Origin of the sequence: Methylobacterium oryzihabitans (genome assembly GCF_004004555.2) — a bacterium.
GTDB classification, from domain to species: domain Bacteria; phylum Pseudomonadota; class Alphaproteobacteria; order Rhizobiales; family Beijerinckiaceae; genus Methylobacterium; species Methylobacterium oryzihabitans.
Genome location: NZ_SACP01000001.1, coordinates 249,318 through 272,869 on the forward strand (window position 1 = coordinate 249,318; position 23,552 = coordinate 272,869).

Here is a 23,552-nt window from a genome sequence, read left to right on the forward strand (position 1 = left end):
CCCCGGCCTCACACCGGCGACCCGGCCGCCACCGTCGGCCCGAAGATCTCCTCGAAGCGGGCGCGCAGCACCGAATCGACCTCCGGCATCGTGACGAGCCGGCCGAGATCGACGAGGCTGGTGACGCCATGCGCGCGCACCCCGCACGGCACGATGCCGTCGAAGTGGCCGAGGTCCGGCTCGACGTTCAGGCTGATGCCGTGGAACGTCACCCAGCGCCGGACGCGGATGCCGATCGCCGCGATCTTGTCCTCGACACCCGCTCCCTTCTCCGGCCGGCGCACCCAGACGCCGACCCGGTCCTCGCGGCGCTCGCCGATCACGTTGAACTCGTCGAGCGTCGCGATCAGCCACGCCTCCAGCGCCGCCACGTAGCGGCGCAAGTCCGGCAGCCGCCGGTCGAGGTCGAGCATCACGTAGGCCACCCGCTGCCCGGGGCCGTGATAGGTGAACTGGCCGCCCCGCCCGGTCCGATGCACCGGGAAGCGGTCCGGCGCGACCAGATCCTCGTCCCGGGCCGAAGTGCCGGCGGTGTAGAGCGGCGGGTGCTCGACGAGCCAGACCAGCTCCGGCGCCGCGCCCGCGGCGATCGCCGCCACCCGCGCCTCCATGGCGGCCTCCGCCTCGCGGTAGTCGAGCAGCCCCTCGTGCACCGCCCAGGCGACCGGCGCCGCCCCGGGGCCCGCCCGCAGGTCCTCGGGCGCGACGGCGAGACGATCGTTTACCAAGGCTTCACCATAACGGCGGAAAGCTGCGGGAGGCGCCGGCCGGGGTTCGGCGCGGCGTGACGGCGTTGGAGCGGGCGGGCCAAGTGGCGGTACTCGACGATCTGAAGGTGGATCTCACGGTCATCCTCGGCCGCACCCGCATGCCGATCCACATGCTGCTGCGGATGGGCCGCGGGGCGGTGATCGAGCTCGAATCGACCGACACCGATATGGTCGAGATTCTCGCCAACGACCACCCGATCGCCCGCGGGCAGATCATCGTCACCGGCAACCGCATCTCCGTCGAGGTCACCGAACTGATCCGCCGGGCCGAGGTGGTGCGCGAGCCCGGCGTCACCATCGGGGAAGGCGCGGTCCTCCCGGCCGGTGGCGGCGGTTTCGACGGCTTCTGAGCGCCCGGCGCCGGGCGGCCAAAATTTCCGAACCGGACGCTTGTGGCCCCGGAATCGATCTGTTAGATGCTGCGCAGCTTCAGCGGGTTTCACCCCCGGGTTCGCCGGCCCAGCGCCAAAGACGAAGAAGCATTCCGCGGCCGTGGCGGAATTGGTAGACGCGCTAGCTTGAGGTGCTAGTTGGGCAACCAGTGGAGGTTCGAGTCCTCTCGGCCGCACCATCCTGATCTTCCAGAGGAAATCAGGATGGACGCCAGGGTGGTGGCGACGACGCCGACCCCCGTTTTGCACGTTTCGATCGTCGGCTGTTTTCCCGTCTCGCGCCCGTGTCGCGCCGGTCGGTCATGATGGACGCGGACCGGGAGACTTGGATCGCCGCTATCCGGACCGGGCCCTCCGATTCCCGACAGGGCCCTCGGCCCGGACGTGCCTTCCGGGCTTGCTCCGCCCCTTAGCCGAACGTCGCAGGTCCGTACCATCTCCCTCCCGGCGTCGTCCGAACCGCCTTCGCGCCCCGGCACGGCACGTCCGTCCGCGCCGGGTGCTTGCGGTCAGGCGGTGGCGATGTACTCGCGCAGGGCCTGATGCTCGGCCTCGACCGCCTCGATGCGGGTCTTGACCACGTCGCCGATCGAGATCAGCCCGATCATGCGGCCCTCTTCCACCACCGGAACGTGGCGGAAGCGGCCGTCGGTCATCATCTCCATCACCTCGTCGACCGCGGTCTCGCGGGTGCAGGTCTGCACCCGGCTGGTCATGTGGCGCGAGACCGGGTTGTCGAGCGCCGTGGCGCCGTGGCGGGCGACCGCCCGGATGATGTCGCGCTCCGACAGGATGCCCATCACGGTCTGCCCGGCATCGCTCACCACGAGGGCGCCGATGCCCTTCTCCGCCAGCAGCGTGGCGGCCTCGGACAGGGTGCGGTGGGGCTGGACCGTCACGACGGTGCGGCCCTTCTGCGACAGGATGCGAGCGACGGTCATCTGTTCCTCCCGGGTTTTGGGACGAGCGAACCGGCCCTGCGGGACAGCCGGGCGGGCGACCGCGCCCGCCCGGACCGCGCGGAGCCCGGCGCGCGTCCATGTGGCTGCACAGTGTGGGACGGGCGCCGAGGGATGGCAAGTCGGACGGAAGTCGACGCGGCCCAGGCGCAACTATCGAGCGCAACTCTTCAGTGCCGGCGCCGGCCGTCGAGCAGCGGGAGCAGGAAGAAGCCGGCGACGAAGCCGCCGAGATGAGCGTCCCAGGCGATGCTCGCATCGCTCATTCCCAACGGCACCGCCGCCAATCCGAACAGGAGATTGGTCGCGAGCCAGATCACGAGGAACAGCATCGCCGGCCGGTTGCGCATCAGTTCGGGGATCGTCTGCAGCCGCGCGGGTGCCGGCCGTTGCCAGGGCAGCAGGCCGGCGGCGAAGCCGGGATCGGCCGGCGGCTGGAACACGAAGCGGGTCGCCGCCGCCATCAGCCCGGACACGCCGGCGGAGGCGCCGACCAGCGGCATCGTGCTGTAGGGATCGATCGCGACGTGCACGGCGGCGCCCGCCACCGTCGCCGCGAGGCCGATCAGCCCGTAGCGCCACGGGCCGCAGCGGCGGGCCACCGGCGTGCCGAAGGCGGCGAGCCAGACGCTGTTGAGCAGCACGTGGGTCCACGAGCCGTGCAGCAGCGCGTAGCTCGCGAGCGTCCAGGGCATCGGCTGGCTGTCGGCCAGGATGTAGTTGGCGAAGGCGCTGCGGGCCTCGATCTCGAGCTGCGTGCCGGCCGAGGCCGCCTCCCGCAGGATGTCGCCGGCGCTGTCGGGCGCGAGGAAGGCGGTGATCCGGGCCGGGATCAGCGCGAGGTGCACCAGCAGCGTGACGTCCCACAGGTCGGGCAGGACCAGCGCCCGGACGGCGTGGATGAGCACGAGGAGCCCGACCGAGGCGGTGACCACGGTGGGCATGTTGAAGACCGGCACATGGGGCGGCCGGGGAAGGTCGGGGGTGGCGTCCATGCCGCCACCATGGCGGCGCGGAGGGCCGGACCGCAAGCCGCCGGGCGCGCCCGGCGGCGTCCGCGGCAGGGTCGGGTCGAACAAAAATGGGGAGAGCGTCACCGCTCTCCCCGAGGCGAGGCGATCGGTCCCGGTCCGGAGACCGGGCACGAACGACGTCTGGACCGTGACGACGCGGACCGCTGAGGATCCTCGCCCCTGATGGCTGACGGCGATAGGGCGGCGTCGGCCGCTCCGCCAGTCGGAAAATCATCGACGGATGCAGAATTCAACGGCCGTGTGACAAAAGCAACGAGTTTGCCGCGGTAACCTTAATAGAACGTTGCGCTCCGCGGTTTCGCGATCTCGGCATAGGCTCTGCTCATCGAATCACGGCGGTCCCGCACCTCCCCCGGGATGGGACGGATCACCGCCGGAACGACACGTTGCCGCACGGCACTGGCCCATTTCGAGACACCATGAAGCACCCGACCAGCAGCATGCTCCACGCCTACTGGAACGGCCTGCGCGGCGCCCGCGCCGCGCCCGAGCGCGGTGAGATCGAGCCGGGCGACATCCGGCACGTCCTCGCCGACAGCCTCATCCTCGAGATCGAGGTGCCCCGGCGCCGGGCGACGATCCGGCTCGCCGGCACCCGCCTGTGCGCGCTGTTCGGCGGCGAACTGCGCGGCGAGCCCTTCGCCGGGCTGTGGGGCGCCGCGCCCGCCGCCGATCCCTGGCGGCTGATCGAGGTCGTGGTCCAGGAGACCGTCGGCGTCGTCGTCGGGCTCGTCGGGGTGACCGAGGCCGGCGACGAGATCGAGCTCGAACTGCTGCTCCTGCCGCTGCGCCACCGCGGCAAGACCCAGGCGCGGGTGATCGGCGCCCTGTCGCCCCGGGTGGTGCCGTCCTGGCTCGGCCTGCGGCCGATCCGGGCGGTGCGCACCGTGTCGCTGCGGATCCTCAACGCCGGCGAGGGCGAGGCCGCCCTCGCCGCCCCGCCCGAGCCGGCCAACGATCCCGGCATGGAGCGCCGCCGCCGCTTCGTCGTCCACCGCGGCGGCCGGGGCTGAGCGCGGAGACTCCACCGGTCTTGGTTTCGACTTCCTGAAGTCGATCGGTGAAATTCGACCGGTTTGTTGAGCGTGGTCTTGGGCCTGAGCGCCGATCGGCGGCGGTCCGACCGGGCGAGCCCCGTTTTGCGTAAAATTGCGCGGATCCGGTTCAGGGCGGCCGAGCGGTTGCGCGGCCATCGTGTCTCCAACGACGGGGATGGTTGCGATGCGGATCGGGAGCGGGACAGGGTTCGGGGGCGTCGCCCTGGGGATCGCGGCGGGGATCGCGGCGGCGGCGGCGTTCGTGGCCGGGCCGGCGGCGGCCCAGACCCTCGCCGCCCTGCCAGCGCCCTCCGCGGCAGCGGCGGCGATGGGCGAGGCCCGCCCGATCGTGGCCTGGGTCGATTTCTGCGCCCAGTACGCGAGCGAGTGCGCGGTCGACCCGTCCGAGCCGGACACGATCGCCCTGACGCCGCGGGTCTGGCAGACGATCACCCACGTCAACCGCTCGGTGAATGCCGGCCTGCGCGCGGTCACCGACCAGGAGCACTGGGGCGTGCCGGACCGCTGGGACCTCGCCGAGGACGGCGCCGGCGATTGCGAGGACTACCAGCTCCTCAAGCGCAAGCTCCTGGCCCAGACCGGCCTGCCGCGCCGCGCGATGCGGATGACGGTCGTCATCGACGAGAAGGGCGAGGGCCACGCCGTGCTGATGGTCCGCACCGACCGCGGCGACTACATCCTCGACAACAAGACCAGCGCGATCCTGCCCTGGCACCGCACCGGCTACACCTTCATCAAGCGCGAGGGCCAGACCTCGACCGCCTGGGTCTCGCTGGGCCGCGCCACCACGCCGACCGTCACGGCGAATCAGTAGCGGGCGGCCTCGAATCGGCCGCGCTTGCGGCCTTCGATTTCTGCGTCTCGAATTGGAACCGAAGTTTGGCGTGGACGTTAATCGGGGTTTAAATTTTTCGGTTGAGCCCCGCCCGGGCCCGTGGCAGCTTGGATGCAAGAACCAAGCACACAGGTCGATGGGGCAATGCGGGCAGTTCTGGACGGTCTCGGCCGGTCAAGCCATGTCGATCGGCGCGGGGTCCTCACCCGCGGCGCCCGGGTGGCGCAAGTCGCTCTCGTCGGCGCCACGCTGCTGATCGGCGGCGCCACCACCCAGGCGCAGACCCAGACCCTCGCCGCCCTGCCCGACGCGAGCGCGGCGATCGAACGCGGCGGCAGCGCGAAGCCGGTGACCGCCTGGACCGATTTCTGCAACCGCAATCCGGCCGAATGCGCGGTCGATACCCGCGAGCCGGCCAGCGTCGAGATGACCCCCTCGCTGTGGCGCAGCCTCACGGCGGTCAACCGGCGGGTCAACAGCCGCATCAAGCCGATGGTCGATCAGGCGCATTGGGGCGTCGTCGACCGCTGGGACTTCCCGGACGACGGCTACGGCGATTGCGAGGACTATCAGCTCCTCAAGCGGCGCATGCTGGTCGAACGCGGCATCCCGCGCCGGGCGCTGCGGATGACCGTGGTCATCGACGAGATCGGCGAGGGCCACGCGGTGCTGATGGTCCGCACCGACCGCGGCGACTACATCCTCGACAACAAGACCAACGCGATCCTGCCCTGGCAGCGCACCGGCTACACCTACGTCAAGCGCGAGGGCCAGGACGGCCTCGCCTGGGTCTCGCTCAACGGCGTCGCCTCCCCTGTCACGACCGCCAACCGCTGACGGGCGGCGCCCCCGAGCGGGGGGCGCCCTCAGGCACCCGCGACCATGTGGGCGAGGTCGAGCACCACGCGCCCCGAGACCAGGCTCCAGCCGCACGCGATCATCGTCGCCAGCATCACGAACGGGATCGGCCGGCCCTCGATCCGGCGTCCCCGCACGGTGTTGCGCAGGATGATGAACGGCGCCACGAACGCCAGGACCGGCACGAACGCGAAGGCGGCAAGGCCGCCGTCCCGCAGCAGGCCGAAGCTCGCGCGGCGGGCGGTGAGCAGCTCGAACGCGCTGGCGAGCAGGCCCGCGAAGGCGAGCCCGAGGACGAGCGTCTGAAGGTTTTCGAGGGCGGCGGGGCTCAGGGCCATCGCGACAGGTCTCCGGTCGGGGCGCCGCCGCTCCCCTCCCCCGTCGTCCGGGCGGAGGATGCGCCAGCATCGCCCGCCACTCTGCCCGAGCCGTAACGATCTGTTATGGTTAACGACGCGTTATCCACAGGCCTTGCTCTGGCGTCCCGCGCCGGGACTCCGCGGCGATTCGCGCCCGGCCCTTAAACGAACCTTAACTCTCACTCACGATCATCCTCCCCGCGGCCCGATGGCGGCGCAGGTGAGGCACGGCAGATGAAGCCTGGATTCGGCGCAGTGGCGGCGGTGCCCCGGGGCGCGGCCTCCGGGCGGGTGGCGATAGACCGCCGGGCGGGCGTCGCGGCGGCGGCCCTGTTCGCCGGCTCCCTGGCCCTCACCGGCCTCGCGACCGCCTGGATGGTCCGGCCGCCGGCCCCGGCGCAGACCCGCACCGTGAGCACTCTCTCCGGCGCACCCCTGACCCTGCCGGCGGCGTGGTTCGTCCGGCCCGGGGCCGCAGCCGGTGCGACGCCCGACCGGCTGGATCTCGCGATTCCCTGGTCGGCCCTGTCGGCCTCCGGCGGCGACGACCGCCTCCACGTCACGGCGACCCGCGCCCCCGACACCGCCGCGCCCCTCGGCCCCGCCCGGCGCTATGCCCGCTTCCTCACCGCCGAGGTCCGGGCGACCCCGGACGGGCTGATGCAGCGGCGCTTCCGGACCGGCTCGCCGTTCGAGGGCGAGGACCTCTACCTCGCCCAGCCGGACGGCAACCGCTTCGCCGCCCGCTGCGCCACCGCCCTGCCAGATCCGCAGGGCGCCTGCCTCAGCGAGGTCCGGGTCGGCGACCTCGCGCTGCGGGTACGCTTCGCCGAGGCCCGGCTGCCGTTCTGGAACGAGGCGCTGGCCGGGCTGGAGCGGATCTTCGGCCGTCCGGGCGGCGCTCCCTGAGCGGGCTCAGCCCTCCAGATCGGTGTCGAGGATCGCCATCGAGAAGTTGAACGACCGGTCGCCGTCCTCGTCGTCCACCGACAGGACGCCGACGAATTCCTCGCCGATATAGACCTCGGCCGAGTCCGTCTTCTTCGGCCGGCCGACGAGGCGGATCGAGTGGTTGGAGAAGGTGCGGCGAAGGTAGCCCTCGACCTTCGTCATCTCGGTCTTGTTCACGAGTGATCTCTTCGGCTGGAGGTCGGGAGGCAGCGGCCGCGTCCCCGCGGAGCCGCCGGTGCCCGTCGAAGGCCCCGCCTTGCCACGGCGGCCGGCGACGGGCAAGGCGCCGCGGGCCGCCGACGCCGGTGGCCGGGCCGCCCTCAGATGCCTTCCATCATGTGGACGAACTGGTCCATGGCGCGGGCCGGATCGGAGCAGCCGGCCGAACCGACGACCCGGGCCGGCACCCCGACGACGGTGGTGCAGGGCGGCACCGGCTGGAGCACCACCGAACCGGCGGCGACCCGGGCGCAGGATCCGACCTCGATGTTGCCGAGGATCTTGGCGCCGGCGCCGATCATCACCCCGTGGCGGATCTTCGGGTGGCGGTCGCCGCCGTGCTTGCCGGTGCCGCCGAGGGTGACGTCGTGCAGCATCGACACCTCGTCCTCGATCACCGCCGTCGAGCCGACGACGAGGCCCGTGGCGTGGTCGAGGAAGATGCCGCGGCCGATCCGGGCCGCCGGGTGGATGTCGGTCTGGAACACCTCCGAGGCCCGGCTCTGGAGGTAGAGCGCGAGGTCGCGCCGGCCGCGGGTCCACAGCCAGTGGCTCAGCCGATGGGCCTGGATGGCGTGGAAGCCCTTGAAGTACAGCACCGGCTCGATCGCCCGGCTGGTCGCCGGGTCGCGGTCGAGCACCGCGCCGATATCGGCCCGGTAGGCGCCGCCGATGCCCGGATCGTCGGCGACCGCCTCGTGGAAGCTCTGCGCCACGAGGTCGGCCGAGAGCGACGGATGGCCCAGCCGGGCGGCGACCCGGTGCGACACCGCCGATTCGAGCGTGGCGTGGTTCAGGATCGTCGCCATGATGAACGAGGCGAGGCGCGGCTCCTCGCGCACCACGGCGTCGGCCTCCTGGCGCAGGCGGCGCCACACCGGGTCGACCGTGCCGGCGATCGGGTCCGGCTGGCGGCCGGATGGGGCGGGACTGGACGACAACGACCTTCTCCTCGTCGGCGGAGCACGGGAAATAGCGTCCCGCGGCCCTTCCTGGAAGGCGCCGCTCCGTTCTTCTCCGAGGCTGGCGGCAAGGTTCTCCGGCATCAAGCCCCACGGGGCTCGACAGGCGGGGAGGTGTCATGCGTCCGGCGCAGCCGGCGCGAGACCGGATCCTTCGGTGAGGGGCGCGGCGGGCCCCGTCTCCTGCCCCGTCTCCGCGGAGGCGGAGCCGGTGCTCGCCGCCGGTCGGGGTCGCGACGATGCTGTCAAGCGATCGGGCAGGCGACGAAGGCCGGCAGGGCCTCGGCACGGCCGGAGAGGTCGCGCAGATTCGGGTGCCGGCCGGGCGGGACACGGTCGGCCAATACGCTCTGCGTGAACCGCCACGCGACCGCCGCCGTGACGTCGGCCTGCATCGGACGCCCGCCGAACCGCCAGCCATCCGGTCCGGCGAACTCCGCCTCCAGGAGGTCGTAGGCCGCGAGCAGCTGGCCCTCGACGCGGTCGAGCCAAGGCTGGTGCTGCTTCTCGGCGGGGCGGAGGTTGCGTTCGTAGACGATCTGGACGCTCTTCTCGCAAGCGACCAGGGCGAGGCCGATCAGACGCTGTGAGAGGTGGAAGTCGGCCGTGGCATTCGGTGCGAGGCGCCGGTCGGGGGCGACGGCGCGGTCGAGGACCTCGAGGATCAGCGTCGAATCCAGCAGGACCGTCCCGTCGTCCATGACGAGCGTCGGCGCCTTCACCGCCGGGTTGACGGATGCGAACGCGTCGGAGTCGCGGAACACCGACAGCGGCTCGTGCGCGAACGGCAGTTCCATCATCCGCATCGAGATCGCCACCCGGCGGACGTAGGGGGAATCCAGCATTCCGATCAGTCGCATGACGGTCTCCGGCTCGATCGAGGGCCCCCGGACCCGCCCGGGCGGCGGCCTCAGCATCGCGGCCGGCCCGGCGCGTTGCCAGTGGAAGAAACGGCCACTATCGTTCCGATCATGCCAAACCGGCCGCTGGTCGCCATCCTGGCCTATGACGGGCTCTGCACCTTCGAGTTCGGTTGCGCCGTCGAGGTCTTCGGTCAGTTTCGCCCGGAGATGGGCCGGGACTGGTACCGCTGCGCGACGGTGGCCGCCGAAGCCGGGGCTCTGCGAGGATTGGGCGGCGTCCGGGTCGAGGCCGATGGCGGGCTCGAACTCCTGGCGGAAGCCGCGACGATCGTCGTTCCGGGTTGGCGCGGCCCGACGGCCGAGGTGCCGGCCGCCCTTGCGCACGCCCTCGCGGCGGCCCACGCCCGCGGCGTCCGGCTGGTCGGCCTTTGCGCCGGCGCCTTCGTCCTGGCGGCCGCCGGGTTGTTGCGGGGCCGGCGCGCCACCACGCACTGGGCCCATATCGGGCGCCTCGCGGCGGCGAGCCCGGACACGGAACTCGTGGAGGACGTTCTCTACGTCGACGAGGGGTCGGTCCTCACCTCGGCGGGGAGTGCGGCGGGCCTCGACCTGTGCCTTCACGTCGTGCGCAAGGATTTCGGCGCCAAGGCAGCCAATCGGGTCGCCCGCCGCCTCGTCCTGTCGGCGCACCGGGAGGGCGGGCAGGCGCAGTTCATCGACAGGCCGGTGCCGGTCCGCGCGGGAACCCGGCTCGGCGCCTTCCTCGACGGCGTCCGACTGCGGGTGTCCGAAGCCTGGACGATCGAACGCATGGCGGACGAGGCCGGCCTCAGCCTCACCGGCCTGCACCGGCATGTGCGGGCGGCCACCGGGCTGTCGCCCGGAGCGTGGCTGATCGCCGAACGCGTCCGGCAGGCGCGGGAGCTCTTGGAGGAAACGTCCCTGTCGATCGAGGCCGTGGCCCGGGCGACCGGGTTCGGTGAAGCCGTCAACCTGCGCAAGCATTTCCGGCGCGCCGTCGGACTGTCGCCACGGGCCTACCGCGTCCGGTTCGATGCCACGGCTCCGCGGTGACGGCAGCGCCGCCCTCCGGAGCGATCAGGCCGAGCGCCGCAGGGGATAGGCCGGCATCGTCACGGCGGGCATCGCCTCCCCGTCGCGGGCGACCACCACCTCGGGCGCGCCCGCCTCCTCGGCGGCCTCGAACAGGGCGAGCAGGCCGGGATCGTCCGCCGCCGCGTTCGAGGCGATCACGACCGCGTCCATCCAGGTTCCGATCGCGGTGGTCAGCGCCCGCAGCCGGGCCGGATCGCGGCCGTCGAGGGCACAGACGACCCAGCCGTAGGTCTGGCCGAGGGCGTCGAGGGTCAGGCCGAGCCCGTCGCCCTCCGCCAGCAGCGCCGCCGTCCCGCCGCGCCCGCGGCCGATCACGTGCAGCCGCGACGCACCGTCCGGCTGGATCGCCTCGTCGAACGAGGCCGTCCCGGCCATGAGGTCGGTCAGCCCGGGGGCGCCGACCGCGGGACCGCGGCCGAGCCGGATCAGCACCGCGCGCTCGCCGGAGGCCGCCGCCCCCCGGGCGAGGCTCGCGGCCAGGTCGGCCAGCCCGTCGCCGTCGGCGACCACGAGGATCCGGCGGCCGTCGCCGGCGGTCGCCAGCCCCTGCAGCCGTCCGGTCAGCGCCGAGAGGTCGTAGGCCGGTGCCGCCGGGCCTGCCGGGACCGCCGCGGTCTCGGGCGGGGCCGGCACCGCGGCCGGCTCCGCGGGCACCCGGGGGGCGGCGGGCGCCCGGCGGACCGCGACCGCGGGCACCGGGCCGGAGAGGTCGGCCCCGCCGGACGGCTCGCGGCCGTTCGGCTGGCCGCGGCGGGGCGGCCCGTCCGACAGCAGCGCGCGGGCGACGATCACGCCGGCGGCGAGCAGGAAGGTCAGCACCCCCGCCAGCGCGACGATCGGCAGCTTCTTGGGGAAGGAGGGCGTCTCCGGCACCACCGCCTGCGACACCATCCGGGCGTCGGCCGGCGCCGCGCTCGCGGCATCGCGGGCCGAGGCCTCGCGGTAGCGGCCGAGATAGGATTCGAGCTGCTCGCGCTGCGCCCGCGCCTCGCGCTCCAGGGCGCGCAGTTCGACCTCGCTGGTGTTGCCCTTGGCCACCACCTCGCGCTGGCTGTCGACGGCGGCCCGCAGGGTGTCGACCCGGGCGCCGGCGATGCGGGCGTCGTTCTCGAGGGTGCGCACCGTGCGGTCGGCGGCGCCGCGGATCTGGCCCTCGAGGTCGTTGAGCTGGGCGTTCAGCTCCTTGATCCGCGGGTGCTGCGGCAGCAGCGTGCGCGATTCCAGCGCGAGCTGCGCCCGCAGGGTGATGCGCTGCTCGACGAGGCGGCGGATCAGCTCGTTGTTGGCGACGTCCGGGATCTCGAAGGCGCGCCCGTCCTTGAGCATCTCGCGGATGAGCTGGGCCTTCGCCGCCGCGTCGGCCTGGGCGGCGCGGGCCTGGGTGAGCTGGGTCGACAACTCGGCGAGCTGCTGGGCGCCGAGGGGCTGGTTCGTCGTGCCGCCGGCGCCGATCAGCCCGTTGCGGGCGCGGAACGCCTCGACCTTGGCCTCGGCCTCGGCGACGCGGCTGCGCAGGGTCTCGATGTTCGAGCCGAGCCAGGTCGAGGCGTAGCGCGCCGTGTCGACCTTCGCGGCGGCGAGCGAGGCGATGTAGAGGTCCGCGATGGTGTTGGCGGCGCGGGCCGCGAGGTCGGGATCGCGCGAACGGAACTCGATCGTCAGCACCCGCGACTTGCCGGCGGCGTAGACCAGCAGCCGGTCGAAATAGCGCTCCAGCACCCGGTCCTCGGGCTCGCGGTCGAGGGGGTTGGGCACGAGGCCGAGCATCATCAGCAGCCGCTGCACCGGCCCGACGCCGTCGACCAGGGGATCGAATTCCGGATTGCCGACGAGGTGAAGCCGGCGGATCGCCTCGCGGGCGATGTCGCGCGACATCACCACCTGGACCTGGCTCGCCACCGCCTGCTCGTCGATCGGGTTCGTCGTGCCCTCGCCGCGCTCCTGCTGCGGCCGGGTCAACGCGCTGTCGCGGCTCTCCAGCAGCAGCTTGGTCTCGGCGGTGTAGCGCGGCGGCACGAGCTGCACGAAGGCCACCGCCAGCCCGACCGCGACGAGGGTCGGGACCACGAGGCCGAGCCAGTGCCGGCGCAGGAGCCGGCCGACATCGCCCAGCGCCAGCCCCTCCGGTGCGGGCTCGCCGGGCGCGCCCTCCTCGTCCGGGGCTCTGCGGCTCGTCGGGAGCCGCCCGGCCCTCCGGCCGGCCGGAGCGGCGTCGTCCATGGCGGAGGAGAAGGCGCGGGACATGGGGGCGTCGGTCTCGAGGAGGCGGAGCCGCGGGCGGCCCGGACCCCGAACACACCTCATTAAGATTGCCGGTCGGTTAAAGCCCGCAAGCCGCCCGGCGTGCCCCGCCGGGACCGGTGAGGCTTCCTTAACCATCTCTGTTTACTGCCCGGTCATCGGACCCGACCGGCAGCAGCGATGAACCGACGCGCCCTCCTCTCCGCGACAGCCGCCGCTCTCGCCCTCGGCGGCTGCCTGCGTCCGGCCTACCGCACCGCCCTGCTCGACGAGACCGGAACCGGCTCGGTCGGGGCGTCCTACACCCTCGCGGCCGGCGACCGGCTGCGGGTGATCGTGTTCGGCCAGGACAACCTGTCCAACATCTACACCGTCGACGGCGCCGGGCGGATCATCATGCCGCTGATCGGGGCGGTGTCGGTCGGCGGCACCACGACGCTCCAGGCGGCGCGGGCGGTCGAGGCGCGCCTGCGCAACGGCTTCGTGCGCGAGCCGCACGTCACCGTCGAGGTCGACGGCTATCGGCCGTTCTTCATCCTCGGCGAGGTGACGACTTCGGGCCAGTACCCCTACGTCAACGGCATGACGGTCGAGACCGCGGTGGCGATCGCCGCAGGCTTCGGGCCCCGGGCCGCCCGCGACTACGCCGTGGTGACCCGCGAGGGGCCGGGCGGCCTCGTCTCGGGCATCGTGCCGATGACCTATCCGGTCCGGCCCGGCGACACCGTGGTCATCAAGGAACGCTGGTTCTGAGCCCCGGGCAATCGGGTGAAACCCGATTGCCCGGGGTTTCTTGCCTGGCCTCAGGCGCCGGCGTTCGCATCCGCTCACTTGGCTTCGCTCCGCTCTGCGTCCGAGAGGACATTCGTCCTCCCGGACCCGCTGCGCGGGGCGCTCTTCGCGCCCGGCGGATCGACAATCGGGTTTCACCCGATTGCCCTGGTTCTGACCCGTCGGCGATCCCGCGCGCAGCGGCATCGTGGTGCGCCGTCCCGGCCGAGATCGGCGCAAATCGAGCGGCCGCGGCCGGCCCAGGTTAACCACCCCGACCGGACGCCCGGGCCGCGGCGGCCCGGCTTAACCCTGCAGCGATCTTCTTGCGGCCAGATCCCACGACCGGGGCGCGGGCGAGCGCCCGCCGAGAGGTCGAGGGAGAGCATCGTGGCCGTGTCCCTACTGCGCGTCGCCGAGCCCCTTCCGGAGGCCCCTCCGGAGACGCGGCCGCAGACCGTTCCGGTCGCGGAGCCGGTCCTGCGCCAGCGCATCCTCCACGTCTTCCGGGCGCCGGTCGGCGGCCTGTTCCGCCACGTCGTCGATGCCGCCCGGATGCAGGCCGAGGCCGGGCACGAGGTCGGGCTGTTCTGCGATTCGCTCACCGGCGGCGCACGGGCCGAGGCGGCCCTGGCCGGCCTCGCGCCGCGCCTCGCCCTCGGGCTGACCCGGGTGCCGATGCGGCGCAACCCCCACGCCACCGACCTCGCCGCGCTCGTGCGGCTCCACGGCCTCGTGCGCCGGATCCGCCCGACGGTGCTGCACGGACACGGCTCGAAGGGCGGGCTCTACGCGAGGCTGGTCCCCGGCCCGTTCGGGGTGGCGGCGCCGGTGCGCGCCTACACGCCGCACGGCGGCAGCTTCAACTACCACCCGGGCACGCCGCTGCACCGGCTCTACATGGCGGTCGAGGGACTGCTGAGCCTGCGCACCGACGTCTTCCTGTTCGAGAGCGCCTACATCGCCGGGCGCCACCGCGCCTTCGTCGGCCCGACCGACCGGCTGGTGCGGATCGTCCACAACGGCCTCGATACCGCCGAGTTCGCCCCGATCGCCCCGGCGGCCGAACGGCACGACCTCGTCTATATCGGCGAATTGCGCGAGGCGAAGGGCGTGCCGGTGCTGTTCGACGCCCTCGCCCGCCTGCGCGACCACGGCCGCGTGCTGTCGCTCCTCGTCGTCGGCTCCGGCCCCGACGAGGCGACCCTGAAGGCGCGGGTGGCCGAACTCGGCCTCGACGGCGCGGTGACGTTCGAGCCGCCGCAGCCGATCCGGCAGGCGCTGAGCCGCGGGACGGTGATGGTGGTGCCGTCCCTCGCCGAATCGCTCCCCTACGTCGTGCTGGAGGCGGTGGCGGCGGCCCAGCCCCTCGTCTCGACCGACGTCGGCGGCATCCCGGAGATCCTCGGCCCGGCCGCCGACGCCCTGGTGCCGCCCAACGACTTCATCGCGCTCGCCGGCGCGCTCGCCCGCAAGCTCGACCAGTCGCCGGAGGCCCGCGCCGGCGAGGCGGCGGCTCTGTCCGCGTTCGTGCGCTGCCGCTTCTCGATGCGGCAGATGACCGACGACGGGCTCGCCGGCTACGCGGCGGCCCGCCCGCCCTCGCCGGTGCCGGCGCAGGCGTGAAGCGTTCGTGACGCCGGCCCGCGCACCGACGCAAGGCCGGCCGACCTCCAACCGGGACTGCGTGCCAGAAGGCGTGCCATGAGTGCGTTCGACGTTCGCGACATCCTCAAGAGTGCGGCGGCCCAGGCGGACGCCGCGACCGCCGAGCCGTCCCGGGCTGCGCCCGCGGCCGTGCCGCCGGCCGAGAACCTCGTGCCGCCGCGCCGGGGCCCGGTGCTGTCCCCGGTCGTGCTCGTCGGCTCGGTCCGGCTGATCGAGGCGTTCCTGGTTGCGGCGGTCGGATTCGGCATGCACCTGTGGCTCCTGCACGGCCTCGTGCCGTTCAAGCCGGTCTACGCCGTCGCGATCCTGGTTCTCGCCGGGCTCAACCTCGCGGTCGCCCAGGCGACCGGCACCTACGGCATCCGCGCGTTCCGGGCGTTCTTCAGCGTCGGACTGCGGATCGTGCTCGGCTGGTCGCTGGTGATCCTGCTCTCGGCCACGATCCTGTTCTTCGCCAAGCTCGGCGACCACTATTCGCGGCTGTGGCTCGCCGGCTACTACCTCGCCGGCCTCGTCGTGCTGCTCGCCGAGCGGCTGATCCTCTCCCTCGTCATCTCGGGGCAGATGCGCCGCGGCCGGTTCGACCGGCGCACCGCCATCGTGGGCGGCGGCCCGCCGGCCGAGACCCTCATCAAGGCGCTGGAGGCCCAGAGCGATTCCGGCATCCGCATCGTCGGCATCTTCGACGACCGCGGCGACACCCGCTCGGCCGGCGTGGTCGCCGGCTACCCCAAGCTCGGCACCGTCAGCGACCTCGTCGCCTACGCCCGCAACACCGGCCTCGACCTCATCGTGTTCACCCTGCCGATCTCGGCCGAGGCGCGCATCCTGCAGATGCTCGCCAAGCTGTGGGTGCTGCCGATCGACATCCGGCTTTCGGCCCACGCCACCAAGCTGCGCCTGCGTCCGCGCAGCTATTCCTATCTCGGCTCGGTCCCGGTGCTCGACGTGTTCGACAAGCCGATCGCCGACTGGGACGTGGTGGTGAAGGGCCTGTTCGACCGCGTCGTCGGGGGCCTGCTCCTGCTGCTGTTCGCGCCGGTGATGCTCGTGGTCGCGCTCGCCGTGAAGCTGACGTCCCGGGGCCCGGTGCTCTTCCGCCAGAAGCGCTACGGCTTCAACAACGAGCTGATCGAGGTCTACAAGTTCCGCTCGATGTATGCCGACCAGGGCGACGCCGCGGCGTCGCGGCTGGTCACCCGGGGCGATCCGCGGGTGACCCCGGTCGGCCGCTTCATCCGCAAGACCTCCCTCGACGAGCTGCCCCAGCTCCTCAACGTGGTGAAGGGCGACCTCTCCCTCGTCGGACCGCGGCCGCACGCGGTCCAGGCCAAGGCGGCCAACACCCTCTACGATCAGGTCGTCGACGGCTACTTCGCCCGCCACCGGGTCAAGCCCGGCGTGACCGGCTGGGCCCAGATCAACGGCTGGCGCGGCGAGACCGACACCAGCGAGAAGATCCAGCGCCGCGTCGAGCACGACCTCTACTACATCGAGAACTGGTCGGTGTTCCTCGACATCCAGATCCTCGCCATGACGCCGTTCGCGCTGTTCAAGACCGAGAACGCCTATTGAGCGGGCGCCGCTTGCTGCGCCGCACAATGACCTATGGTTGTATTTGCATTTGAAATGCAACCATCCGAGAAAAGCCGCGAACGTCGTTGACGACCTGTGAACCGCATCGGCTCCCGGCGCCGCGAACGGCGCAACCCTCGGGAAAGACCCGGGTTTTCCAGGCTGTTGAGCAACCGCCCGGAGGTCCCGATGGAGACGCGGTTCAGCGAGCCGGTGGTCGTCTGGCTCGATCCCGAGCACCCGGAATTCGGGCTGCGCGACATCCGCACCGTCGCCGAGGGGCTCGCCGCCCTCCACCGCTACGATCTCGGCGACGCCCGCTCGGGACCCTGCCGCCACCTGTGGGACGAGGCGGCCGCCGCGCTGGTGCGGGCCCGGAGCGAGCCGACGCCCGACCATCTCGCCCGGGCCCGAGCCGCCCTCGGGCGCCTCGTCGGCGCGGTCGCGCCGGTGCCCCGCGACACCCGCGACCGGGTCGCCCCGCGCTCCTGGTTCGCCCGGATGCTGACCGCCTGACCGTCCCGCGTCGGAATCAGTTGGCGTAGGTGAAGCCGCCGTCCTTCCACACGTAGAGGACGTAACCCGGGGCGGTGACGTCGCCCTTCTGGTCGAAGCCGACATTGCCCAGGATGAGCGGGAAGCGCTCGCTGTGCAGCGCCTCGGCGATCGCCCGCGGGTCGGTCGACTTGGCGAAGTTGCCCGCCGCCACCAGGGCCTGGAGCGCGGCGTAGCCGTAGAGGGTGAAGCCCTCCGGCTCGACGCCGTCGGCCTGGAGCGCCTTGACGGCGGCGGCGGCCTCGGGCTTGCGGCGCAGGTCGGGGTTGAAGGTCATCAGCACGCCGTCGCTCGCCGGGCCGGCCAGGGCGCCGAACTCGCGGGTCGCGATGCCCGAGGTGCCGAACCATTGCGGCCGGTAGCCCTGCTCGGCCGCCTTGCGCACCAGCCGGCCCATCTCCTGGTAGTGACCGCCGTAATACACCACCTCGATCCCGGCGCCCTGGAGGCGCTTGATGAGCGCGGCGTCGTCGGTCTGGCCCGGCACGATGGCGGCGAACAGCGCCTCGTTCTGGCCGATCTTGTTGAGATTGGCCTTGGTCGAGTCGGCGAGGCTGCGCGACAGCGGGGTGTCGTCGTAGAGGATCGCGATCCTCTTGTCGCGGAAGCGCTCCGCCAGCACGGTCGCCGAGAGGCGGCCCTGGTCGTCCTCGCGGCCCGAGACCCGGAAGATCGTCGGCAGGCCGCGGTCGGTGAGGCGGGCGGCGTTCGAGGCCGGGCTGATCATCACCGCGCCGGCCGCCGCGTAGACGTCCGAGGCCGCCAGCGAGGCGCTGGAACAGACATGGCCGACGACGAGGCGGATGCCGGCCCGGACGAAGCGCTCGGCCACCTCCACCGCCCGTCCGGGATCGCAGCCGTCGTCCTGGATGTCGAGCACGATCGGCTCGCCGGCGAGGCCGCCGCGGGCGTTGGCGTCGCGCGCCGCCGCCTGCACGCCCTGCACCACCTGCTCGCCGATGCCTGCGACCGCGCCGCTGCGCGGCACCGCGACGCCGATCACGACGTCGGCGCGGGCGGGGCCGGAGGCGAGCAGCGCCGCCGCGGCGGCCAGGAGAGCGCCGATCACCGGGCCGGCCAGCCGCGTCCGCGTGGCGCGGGCGACGGTCGGCGACTCCGCGGCATCCGGCGACGTCATCCTCGGCCTTCCCGCGTGCTTCACCACCGGCTCCCTGTCGTTCTGGGTCGCGGCCCCCCGCGGGCGCTTAGAGCATGTCCCGGCGGGGCGGCAACGGTTCGTCTCAGAAATGCGGCGAAATCAAGCAGCGAGACGGCAGGCCGCGGCGGTCCGCATCCTGGCCATGCCGCCCGTCCGGCGCAAGGCCGGGCCCGGGCCCCTGCACGGTTTCCTCACAGCCGCCGCGCCGATCCGCGCCTGGAAGCCGGGATGCGCCCGTGCGAGACCGGTCGCGGCGCAGCGCCACGGGGAGCCAGGGCATGACGCATGACGATACGATCCGGGTCGCGGTCCTGGACGACTACCAGCGGGCGGCGGAGGGACTCGCCGACTGGGCGGGCCTCGGGGCGGGGGTCGCGGTCGACTTCCTGCACGAGCCGGTCGCCCCGGCCGAGGCCGCGGCGCGGCTGGCGCCCTACGCGGTGCTGTGCCTGATGCGCGAGCGCATGCCCCTCGATGCCGGGCTGATCGCGCGTCTGCCGAACCTGCGGCTCGTCGTCTTCACCGGAGCCCGCAACCCGTCGCTCGACGCCGCCGCGCTCGCGCGCGCCGGCGTCACCGTCTGCCACACCGGCGGCGGCGGCGGGCCGGCCACGGCGGAACTCGCCACGGCGCTGATCCTCGCCTGCGCCCGCCACCTGCCGGCGGAATTCGCCGGGATGCGCGAGGGCCGCTGGCAGGAGAGCGTCGGCCGCTCGCTCGACAGGTCGACCCTCGGCATCCTCGGCCTCGGCCGCATCGGCGCCCGCATGGCCGCGATCGGACGCGCCCTCGGCATGGATCCGGTCGCGTGGAGCCCGAACCTGACCGCGGAGCGGGCACGGGCCGGCGGCGCCGCCCTCGTCGACCGCGAGACGCTGCTGCGGAGGAGCGACGTGCTGACCCTGCACATGGTGCTGTCGCCGGCGACCCGGGGCATCCTCGGCGCGCCGGAACTCGCCCTGATGAAGCCCGGCGCGATCCTGGTGAACACCGCCCGCGGCCCGCTGGTCGACGAGGCGGCACTGGTCGCGGCCCTGCGCGAGGGGCGCCTCGTCGCCGGGCTCGACGTCTTCGACGCGGAGCCCCTCCCCGCCGACCATCCCCTGCGCGGCCTGCCGAACGCCGTGCTGACGCCGCATCTCGGCTACGTCACGCAGGACACCTACCGGATCTTCTACCGCGACACCGTCGAGGCGATCGCGGCGTGGCGGCGGGGGGCGCCGGTGCGGGTGGTGGCGCCGCCCGCTGCCTGACCGCGCGCGCCGGCTACCGGACGGCGCCGTAGATGCTGGCGCCGGCCGATAGCGGGCCGGTGACGGTCGAGAACGCGCTGAGTACCTTCTGCACGTCGGTGAACGGCGCGTTGGAGACGTAGATCACGTCGCGGTTGCGCATCCGGAACGCTTGGGTGACGAACAAGCTGTTCGGGTCGCGCAGGTTGAGCCGGTAGACCACCGGCACCTGCGGGGCGGCGAGCAGCGGGCTGCCCGGGCGCAGGCGGCGCACCAGCGACGACGGCTCGAACCGGAACAGGAACACGCCGGCCGGGTCGGCCTGGAAGTCCGCGAGGCCGCCGGCCTTGGCGATCGCCTGGGCCAGCGTGATGCCCTCGCCGGTGAACGGGATCTCGTAGTTCGCCGCGGTCGCGCCCGTCGCCATGAAGGTCTGCGGGTCGCGCACGAGGGTCAGGGTGTCGCCGGGGCGCAGGTAGATGTTCTCGCGCGGGTTCGACACCACGGCGGTGAGCGGCACGGTGGCGGTGGTCGGACCGCGCGACAGGCGCACGAAGGTCTCGCTGACCGGGGCCCGGACGCCGCCGGCGCTGGCGATGACGTCGAGGAGGCGGTCGCCCTTGGTCGAGAGCGGGATGCGGGCGCCCGCCGTGACCTCGCCGGTCACCGTCACGGCGGTGCTGGTCGGCAGCACGACGTTGACGATCACCTGCGGCTCGATCGCCTTGCCGGCGAGTTCCGCCTCGATCTGGGTCTGGACGTCGATCGCCCGCCGTCCGGCGACCCGGACCCGGCCGGCATACGGCACCATGATGGTGCCGTCGCGCGCCACGACCTGCGGCGGGATCAGCGCCTGCTTGGAGCCGGCGGTGAACCGGTCGGTGGTCAGCGCGCCGGAGAACAGGCCGCCGGAGCTCGCCTCCCAGATCGTCACCGAGACCGTGTCGCCGATGCCGATCAGCGGCTCGACCGAGGGACGGCGGTCGCCGAACGACGCCAGCAGGCTGTCGAGGGGACGGCCGCGCAGGGCTTCGACGACGGTGGGATCGACGTCGATGATCTCGTAGCGGGCCAGCAGGCCCTGATCGGTCTGGATGTCGGCGCCTTCGGCGACGGCGCGGGTGGTCGGACCCGCGCTCGGCAGGAAGTTGGAACAGCCCGACACCGCCAGGGCGGTGCAGAGGGCGATCGGCAATGCGCGCATCCGCAAGGGGGGCTCGTCCTGGACTCTGACCTGAGCCTCTATCCTGTGTCGGTCGGCCTGTCCGTGGCCGGGCGGTCACAGTCGCGCCGGGAGCCGGCGCACCGCCCGGATGCCCCCGCCATCCCCGCAAGCCACAGGCAAGTTTCGCGGCCTGACGACCGGCCGTCGGAATCCTCACGTAGTCTTCACGCATTGCTGCGGGGAGTCGTGGACGCGAGGTTGCCGCCGACCGAACGGACCCCTGCCGCCCCATGACGCTCTCCTCTCAGCCCCGCCGGACGAGCGGCGTCGGCACCGGGCCGGCGGGCCGGATTCCCGGCCTCGACGGCCTGCGGGCGTTCAGCATCCTCGTCGTCATGGCGTCGCATTCGGGCCTGCACGCCCTCGTTCCCGGCGTCTTCGGCGTCACGGTGTTCTTCTTCATCAGCGGCTTCCTCATCACGGCGCTGCTGGTGGACGAGCAGGCCGGACGCGGCCGCATCGCGATCGGCGCGTTCTACGCCCGGCGGCTGCTGCGGCTGTACCCGCCGCTGGTGGCGTTCATCGCGATCACCGGAGCGGTCTGGGTGCTCCAGGGGCGCCACCTCGACCCGGTCGGGGTCCTGGGAGCGCTGGCCTACCTCACCAACTACCTCGCGGTCTTCCACCGCGAGGCGCTGGCGGGGATCGGCGGCCAGCTCTGGTCGCTCGCCGTGGAGGAGCATTTCTACCTGATCTATCCGCTCCTCCTCGCCGCGCTGCTGCCGCGGCGGCCATGGGCGGTGCCGGTCCTGCTCGCGATCTGCGCCGGCTCGCTCCTTCTGCGGATCGGCGTGAGCCTGACGCAGCCGGTGGACTTCGCGACGCTCTACACCGGCATCGCCACCGAGTGCCGGATCGATGCGATTCTCTACGGCGCGGTGACCGCCCTGGTCTGGCGCTCCCCGGCCGGGCCCGCCTTCGTCGCCCGGGCGACGCGGCCCATCGTGGTCGCGGTCGCCCTCGGCGTGCTGCTGGCGAGCCTCGCGGTGCGCGACGACCTCTTCCGCAACACCCTGCGCTACACGCTCCAGGGCCTCGCCCTCGCGCCCGTCGTCCTCGCCGCCACGGTCGCGCCGGGCTGGGGACGGCTACGGCGGCTGTGCGACGCGCCGGCCGCCCGGTGGATCGGGCAGCACAGCTACTCCCTGTACCTCTGGCACTTCGCCGGCTTCGCCGCCGGCGAGGCGCTGGTGCCGGGCACGGGGCTTCGTTTCGTCGCGGCCATGCTGATCGGCTGGGTGGCGGCGTTCCTGTTCGCGGCCCTGTCCTACCGCGTCGTCGAGCGGCCGTTCTTCGCCCTGCGGACCCGGTTCGGCTCCCACGTCGCCGCGCTGGAGACCGCGGCGCCCAGGGCGCCGGCGCCGTCGCCCGCCGCCGGGACGCGCCCGGCGTGAGCCGCCTCGCCGCCGTCCTCGCCCTCCTCGTCCTGGCGCTCGGCGTGCCGGCCCGGGCAGCGCCCGAGCCCGGCACCGGCTTCCGCCGCGGCCTCGGCGTCCATACGATGCTGAACTGGGCCCGGACCAACCCGGAGCGCACCGCCTACCTGCCGGCGCCGTTCGACGGGCCGTCCTACGACCTGCCCGAGGCGACGATCCGCAACGTCGCGGCGGCGGGTTTCGACTTCGTGCGTCTCACGGTCGATCCCGGCCCGTTCCTCCAGCTCGACGGCGCGGCGCGGGACGCCCTCGACCGCCACCTCGCCGCCACCGTGCGGCGGTTCCTCGCCGCCGGGCTGGCGGTGCTGGTCAACCTGCACCCCAACAGCCAGGTCGCCGCCTATGATCCGGTGCGCTGGCTGGTCTCGACCGAGGATCCGACCTACCGCGCCTTCCTGACCCTCGTCGGCCGCACCGCCCGGGTGCTGGCCGCGATCGGCAGCCCCGCCGTCGCCTTCGAGCCCCTGAACGAGCCGCCCTACGGCTACGACTCGGGCAGCGTCCGGCGCTGGCAGGCGATGTGCGAGGCGATGCACGCCGAGGCCCGCGCCGCCGCGCCCGACATGCTGCTGGTCCTCACCGGCGCCCGCGGCGGCAGCCGGCAGGGGCTGCTCGCCCTCGATCCGGCGCCGTTCCGGGCGAGCCGCGTCCGGTTCTCGTTCCACTACTACGAGCCCTACGCCTTCACCCACCAGGGCGTGAGCGCGGAGAACGGCGACGCCGCCTCCTGGCGCTACTTCTCGGGGATGCCCTACCCGGCCGGCAGCGTTCCGGCCGCCCTCGTCCTCGACGGGGTGGCGGCCGCCGTCGCCGCCGCGCCCGGCCTCGACCCGCTCGCGCGCCGGCGCGCCCTGTCGCAGGCGCGCGAGCGGGCCTCGGCCTACCTCGCGACGCGATTCGGCCCCGCCGACATCGCCCGGGCCTTCGACGAGATCCGCGACTGGGCCGTCCGCCACGGGATCGGGCCCGAGCGGGTTCTTCTCGGCGAGTTCGGCGCCACCCGGACCTACGGCCGCTACCGCGCCTCCGATCCGGTCTCCTACGAGGCGTGGCTCTCCGACACCCGCGAGGCCGCGGAACGGCGCGGCTTCGCGTGGGCGTTCTGGGCGCTCGGCGGCACCGGCGGCATGGCGCTGGTGAGCGAGGACGGCGCGACGAGCCTCGACCGCGGCACGGTGCGCGCCCTCGGGTTGAGGACCGAGACGCCCTGATCGCCGCCGCGTCGGCTTTCGCATCGCGAAGCGATCCCGCAGGAAGCCCCGACGGATCGATCGAAGGCCGCATGACCGTTGCGAGCCGGCCCCGGTCGCGCCG

Annotated in this window: 23 protein-coding genes and 1 tRNA gene; 14 read left to right on the forward strand and 10 right to left on the reverse strand. The window is 73.1% G+C overall.

The features are described 5' to 3' along the window. Window positions 1-8: 8 nt before the first annotated feature. Window positions 9-728: a lipoyl(octanoyl) transferase LipB gene (gene lipB, locus EOE48_RS01130; RefSeq protein ID WP_127726925.1), complete on the reverse strand. Its 720-nt coding sequence runs from the start codon at window positions 726-728 to the stop codon at window positions 9-11. Window positions 729-811: 83 nt separating this feature from the next. Here lipB and EOE48_RS01135 point away from each other — a divergent pair, with 83 nt between their 5' ends. Then, the gene (locus EOE48_RS01135) at window positions 812-1,120 is read left to right on the forward strand and encodes a FliM/FliN family flagellar motor switch protein (RefSeq protein WP_127726926.1); all 309 of its coding nucleotides are present in this window, start codon (window positions 812-814) and stop codon (window positions 1,118-1,120) included. 136 nt (window positions 1,121-1,256) lie between these two features. Next, a tRNA-Leu gene (locus EOE48_RS01140) sits at window positions 1,257-1,341 on the forward strand. 330 nt (window positions 1,342-1,671) lie between these two features. Here the strand turns inward: EOE48_RS01140 and EOE48_RS01145 are convergent. After that, window positions 1,672-2,103, reverse strand: a complete 432-nt coding sequence (locus EOE48_RS01145; protein ID WP_127726927.1) for a CBS domain-containing protein — start codon at window positions 2,101-2,103, stop codon at window positions 1,672-1,674. A gap of 188 nt (window positions 2,104-2,291) precedes the next feature. Further along, window positions 2,292-3,116, reverse strand: coding sequence for a rhomboid family intramembrane serine protease (locus EOE48_RS01150; protein WP_127726928.1), 825 nt, complete (start codon window positions 3,114-3,116; stop codon window positions 2,292-2,294). Window positions 3,117-3,574: 458 nt separating this feature from the next. Here EOE48_RS01150 and EOE48_RS01155 point away from each other — a divergent pair, with 458 nt between their 5' ends. The 3 genes from EOE48_RS01155 (at window position 3,575) to EOE48_RS01165 (ending at window position 5,885) form a co-directional block, all read left to right on the forward strand. Continuing rightward, window positions 3,575-4,168, forward strand: coding sequence for a PAS domain-containing protein (locus EOE48_RS01155; RefSeq protein ID WP_127726929.1), 594 nt, complete (start codon window positions 3,575-3,577; stop codon window positions 4,166-4,168). A 208-nt stretch (window positions 4,169-4,376) separates the two neighbouring features. Continuing rightward, the gene (locus EOE48_RS01160) at window positions 4,377-5,027 is read left to right on the forward strand and encodes a transglutaminase-like cysteine peptidase (RefSeq protein ID WP_127726930.1); all 651 of its coding nucleotides are present in this window, start codon (window positions 4,377-4,379) and stop codon (window positions 5,025-5,027) included. A gap of 165 nt (window positions 5,028-5,192) precedes the next feature. Beyond that, the gene (locus EOE48_RS01165; protein ID WP_127726931.1) at window positions 5,193-5,885 is read left to right on the forward strand and encodes a transglutaminase-like cysteine peptidase; all 693 of its coding nucleotides are present in this window, start codon (window positions 5,193-5,195) and stop codon (window positions 5,883-5,885) included. A gap of 29 nt (window positions 5,886-5,914) precedes the next feature. Here the strand turns inward: EOE48_RS01165 and EOE48_RS01170 are convergent, their stop codons facing one another. Then, on the reverse strand, window positions 5,915-6,244 hold the full coding sequence (locus tag EOE48_RS01170) for a DUF6949 family protein (RefSeq protein WP_127726932.1): 330 nt from the start codon (window positions 6,242-6,244) through the stop codon (window positions 5,915-5,917). Between the two features lie 255 nt (window positions 6,245-6,499). Between EOE48_RS01170 and EOE48_RS01175 the strand changes: the two genes are divergently transcribed. Then, on the forward strand, window positions 6,500-7,174 hold the full coding sequence (locus EOE48_RS01175; protein ID WP_127726933.1) for a hypothetical protein: 675 nt from the start codon (window positions 6,500-6,502) through the stop codon (window positions 7,172-7,174). A gap of 6 nt (window positions 7,175-7,180) precedes the next feature. Here the strand turns inward: EOE48_RS01175 and EOE48_RS01180 are convergent, their stop codons facing one another. The 3 genes from EOE48_RS01180 to EOE48_RS01190 form a co-directional block, all read right to left on the reverse strand. Continuing rightward, window positions 7,181-7,378 carry a DUF3126 family protein gene (locus EOE48_RS01180; protein WP_425463613.1) on the reverse strand — a complete coding sequence of 66 codons (198 nt, stop codon included), beginning with the start codon at window positions 7,376-7,378 and terminating at the stop codon, window positions 7,181-7,183. A 158-nt stretch (window positions 7,379-7,536) separates the two neighbouring features. Next, window positions 7,537-8,376, reverse strand: a complete 840-nt coding sequence (gene cysE / locus EOE48_RS01185; RefSeq protein ID WP_127726935.1) for a serine O-acetyltransferase — start codon at window positions 8,374-8,376, stop codon at window positions 7,537-7,539. A gap of 266 nt (window positions 8,377-8,642) precedes the next feature. Beyond that, window positions 8,643-9,314, reverse strand: coding sequence for a glutathione S-transferase (locus tag EOE48_RS01190; protein ID WP_342791803.1), 672 nt, complete (start codon window positions 9,312-9,314; stop codon window positions 8,643-8,645). 54 nt (window positions 9,315-9,368) lie between these two features. Here EOE48_RS01190 and ftrA point away from each other — a divergent pair, with 54 nt between their 5' ends. Next, window positions 9,369-10,334 (forward strand): transcriptional regulator FtrA, encoded by a 966-nt coding sequence (gene ftrA / locus EOE48_RS01195; protein ID WP_127726937.1) that lies wholly within the window; start codon window positions 9,369-9,371, stop codon window positions 10,332-10,334. A gap of 24 nt (window positions 10,335-10,358) precedes the next feature. Here ftrA and EOE48_RS01200 read toward each other — a convergent pair whose 3' ends face one another. After that, window positions 10,359-12,596 (reverse strand): GumC family protein, encoded by a 2,238-nt coding sequence (locus tag EOE48_RS01200; RefSeq protein ID WP_127727197.1) that lies wholly within the window; start codon window positions 12,594-12,596, stop codon window positions 10,359-10,361. A gap of 201 nt (window positions 12,597-12,797) precedes the next feature. Between EOE48_RS01200 and EOE48_RS01205 the strand changes: the two genes are divergently transcribed. From EOE48_RS01205 to EOE48_RS01220, 4 genes are all read left to right on the forward strand, one after another. Beyond that, window positions 12,798-13,370 (forward strand): polysaccharide biosynthesis/export family protein, encoded by a 573-nt coding sequence (locus EOE48_RS01205; protein WP_127726938.1) that lies wholly within the window; start codon window positions 12,798-12,800, stop codon window positions 13,368-13,370. Between the two features lie 408 nt (window positions 13,371-13,778). Continuing rightward, window positions 13,779-15,014, forward strand: a complete 1,236-nt coding sequence (locus EOE48_RS01210) for a glycosyltransferase (protein WP_425463608.1) — start codon at window positions 13,779-13,781, stop codon at window positions 15,012-15,014. A 78-nt stretch (window positions 15,015-15,092) separates the two neighbouring features. Then, on the forward strand, window positions 15,093-16,631 hold the full coding sequence (locus EOE48_RS01215) for an undecaprenyl-phosphate glucose phosphotransferase (protein ID WP_127726939.1): 1,539 nt from the start codon (window positions 15,093-15,095) through the stop codon (window positions 16,629-16,631). A gap of 189 nt (window positions 16,632-16,820) precedes the next feature. Further along, entirely contained in the window at window positions 16,821-17,147 is a 327-nt protein-coding gene (locus EOE48_RS01220) for a hypothetical protein (RefSeq protein ID WP_127726940.1), read from the forward strand. 16 nt (window positions 17,148-17,163) lie between these two features. Here the strand turns inward: EOE48_RS01220 and EOE48_RS01225 are convergent, their stop codons facing one another. Beyond that, the gene (locus EOE48_RS01225; RefSeq protein ID WP_127726941.1) at window positions 17,164-18,324 is read right to left on the reverse strand and encodes a branched-chain amino acid ABC transporter substrate-binding protein; all 1,161 of its coding nucleotides are present in this window, start codon (window positions 18,322-18,324) and stop codon (window positions 17,164-17,166) included. 299 nt (window positions 18,325-18,623) lie between these two features. Here EOE48_RS01225 and EOE48_RS01230 point away from each other — a divergent pair, with 299 nt between their 5' ends. Further along, on the forward strand, window positions 18,624-19,598 hold the full coding sequence (locus EOE48_RS01230; protein ID WP_127726942.1) for a D-2-hydroxyacid dehydrogenase family protein: 975 nt from the start codon (window positions 18,624-18,626) through the stop codon (window positions 19,596-19,598). A 13-nt stretch (window positions 19,599-19,611) separates the two neighbouring features. On the opposite strand, the gene EOE48_RS01235 is transcribed toward EOE48_RS01230, so the two are convergent. Next, on the reverse strand, window positions 19,612-20,781 hold the full coding sequence (locus EOE48_RS01235) for a polysaccharide biosynthesis/export family protein (RefSeq protein ID WP_127726943.1): 1,170 nt from the start codon (window positions 20,779-20,781) through the stop codon (window positions 19,612-19,614). A 251-nt stretch (window positions 20,782-21,032) separates the two neighbouring features. Here EOE48_RS01235 and EOE48_RS01240 point away from each other — a divergent pair, with 251 nt between their 5' ends. After that, entirely contained in the window at window positions 21,033-22,196 is a 1,164-nt protein-coding gene (locus EOE48_RS01240; RefSeq protein WP_127726944.1) for an acyltransferase family protein, read from the forward strand. Continuing rightward, the gene (locus EOE48_RS01245) at window positions 22,193-23,449 is read left to right on the forward strand and encodes a glycoside hydrolase family 5 protein (protein ID WP_127726945.1); all 1,257 of its coding nucleotides are present in this window, start codon (window positions 22,193-22,195) and stop codon (window positions 23,447-23,449) included. Before EOE48_RS01240 ends, EOE48_RS01245 begins: the two co-directional genes overlap by 4 nt. The last annotated feature ends 103 nt before the right edge of the window (window positions 23,450-23,552 follow it).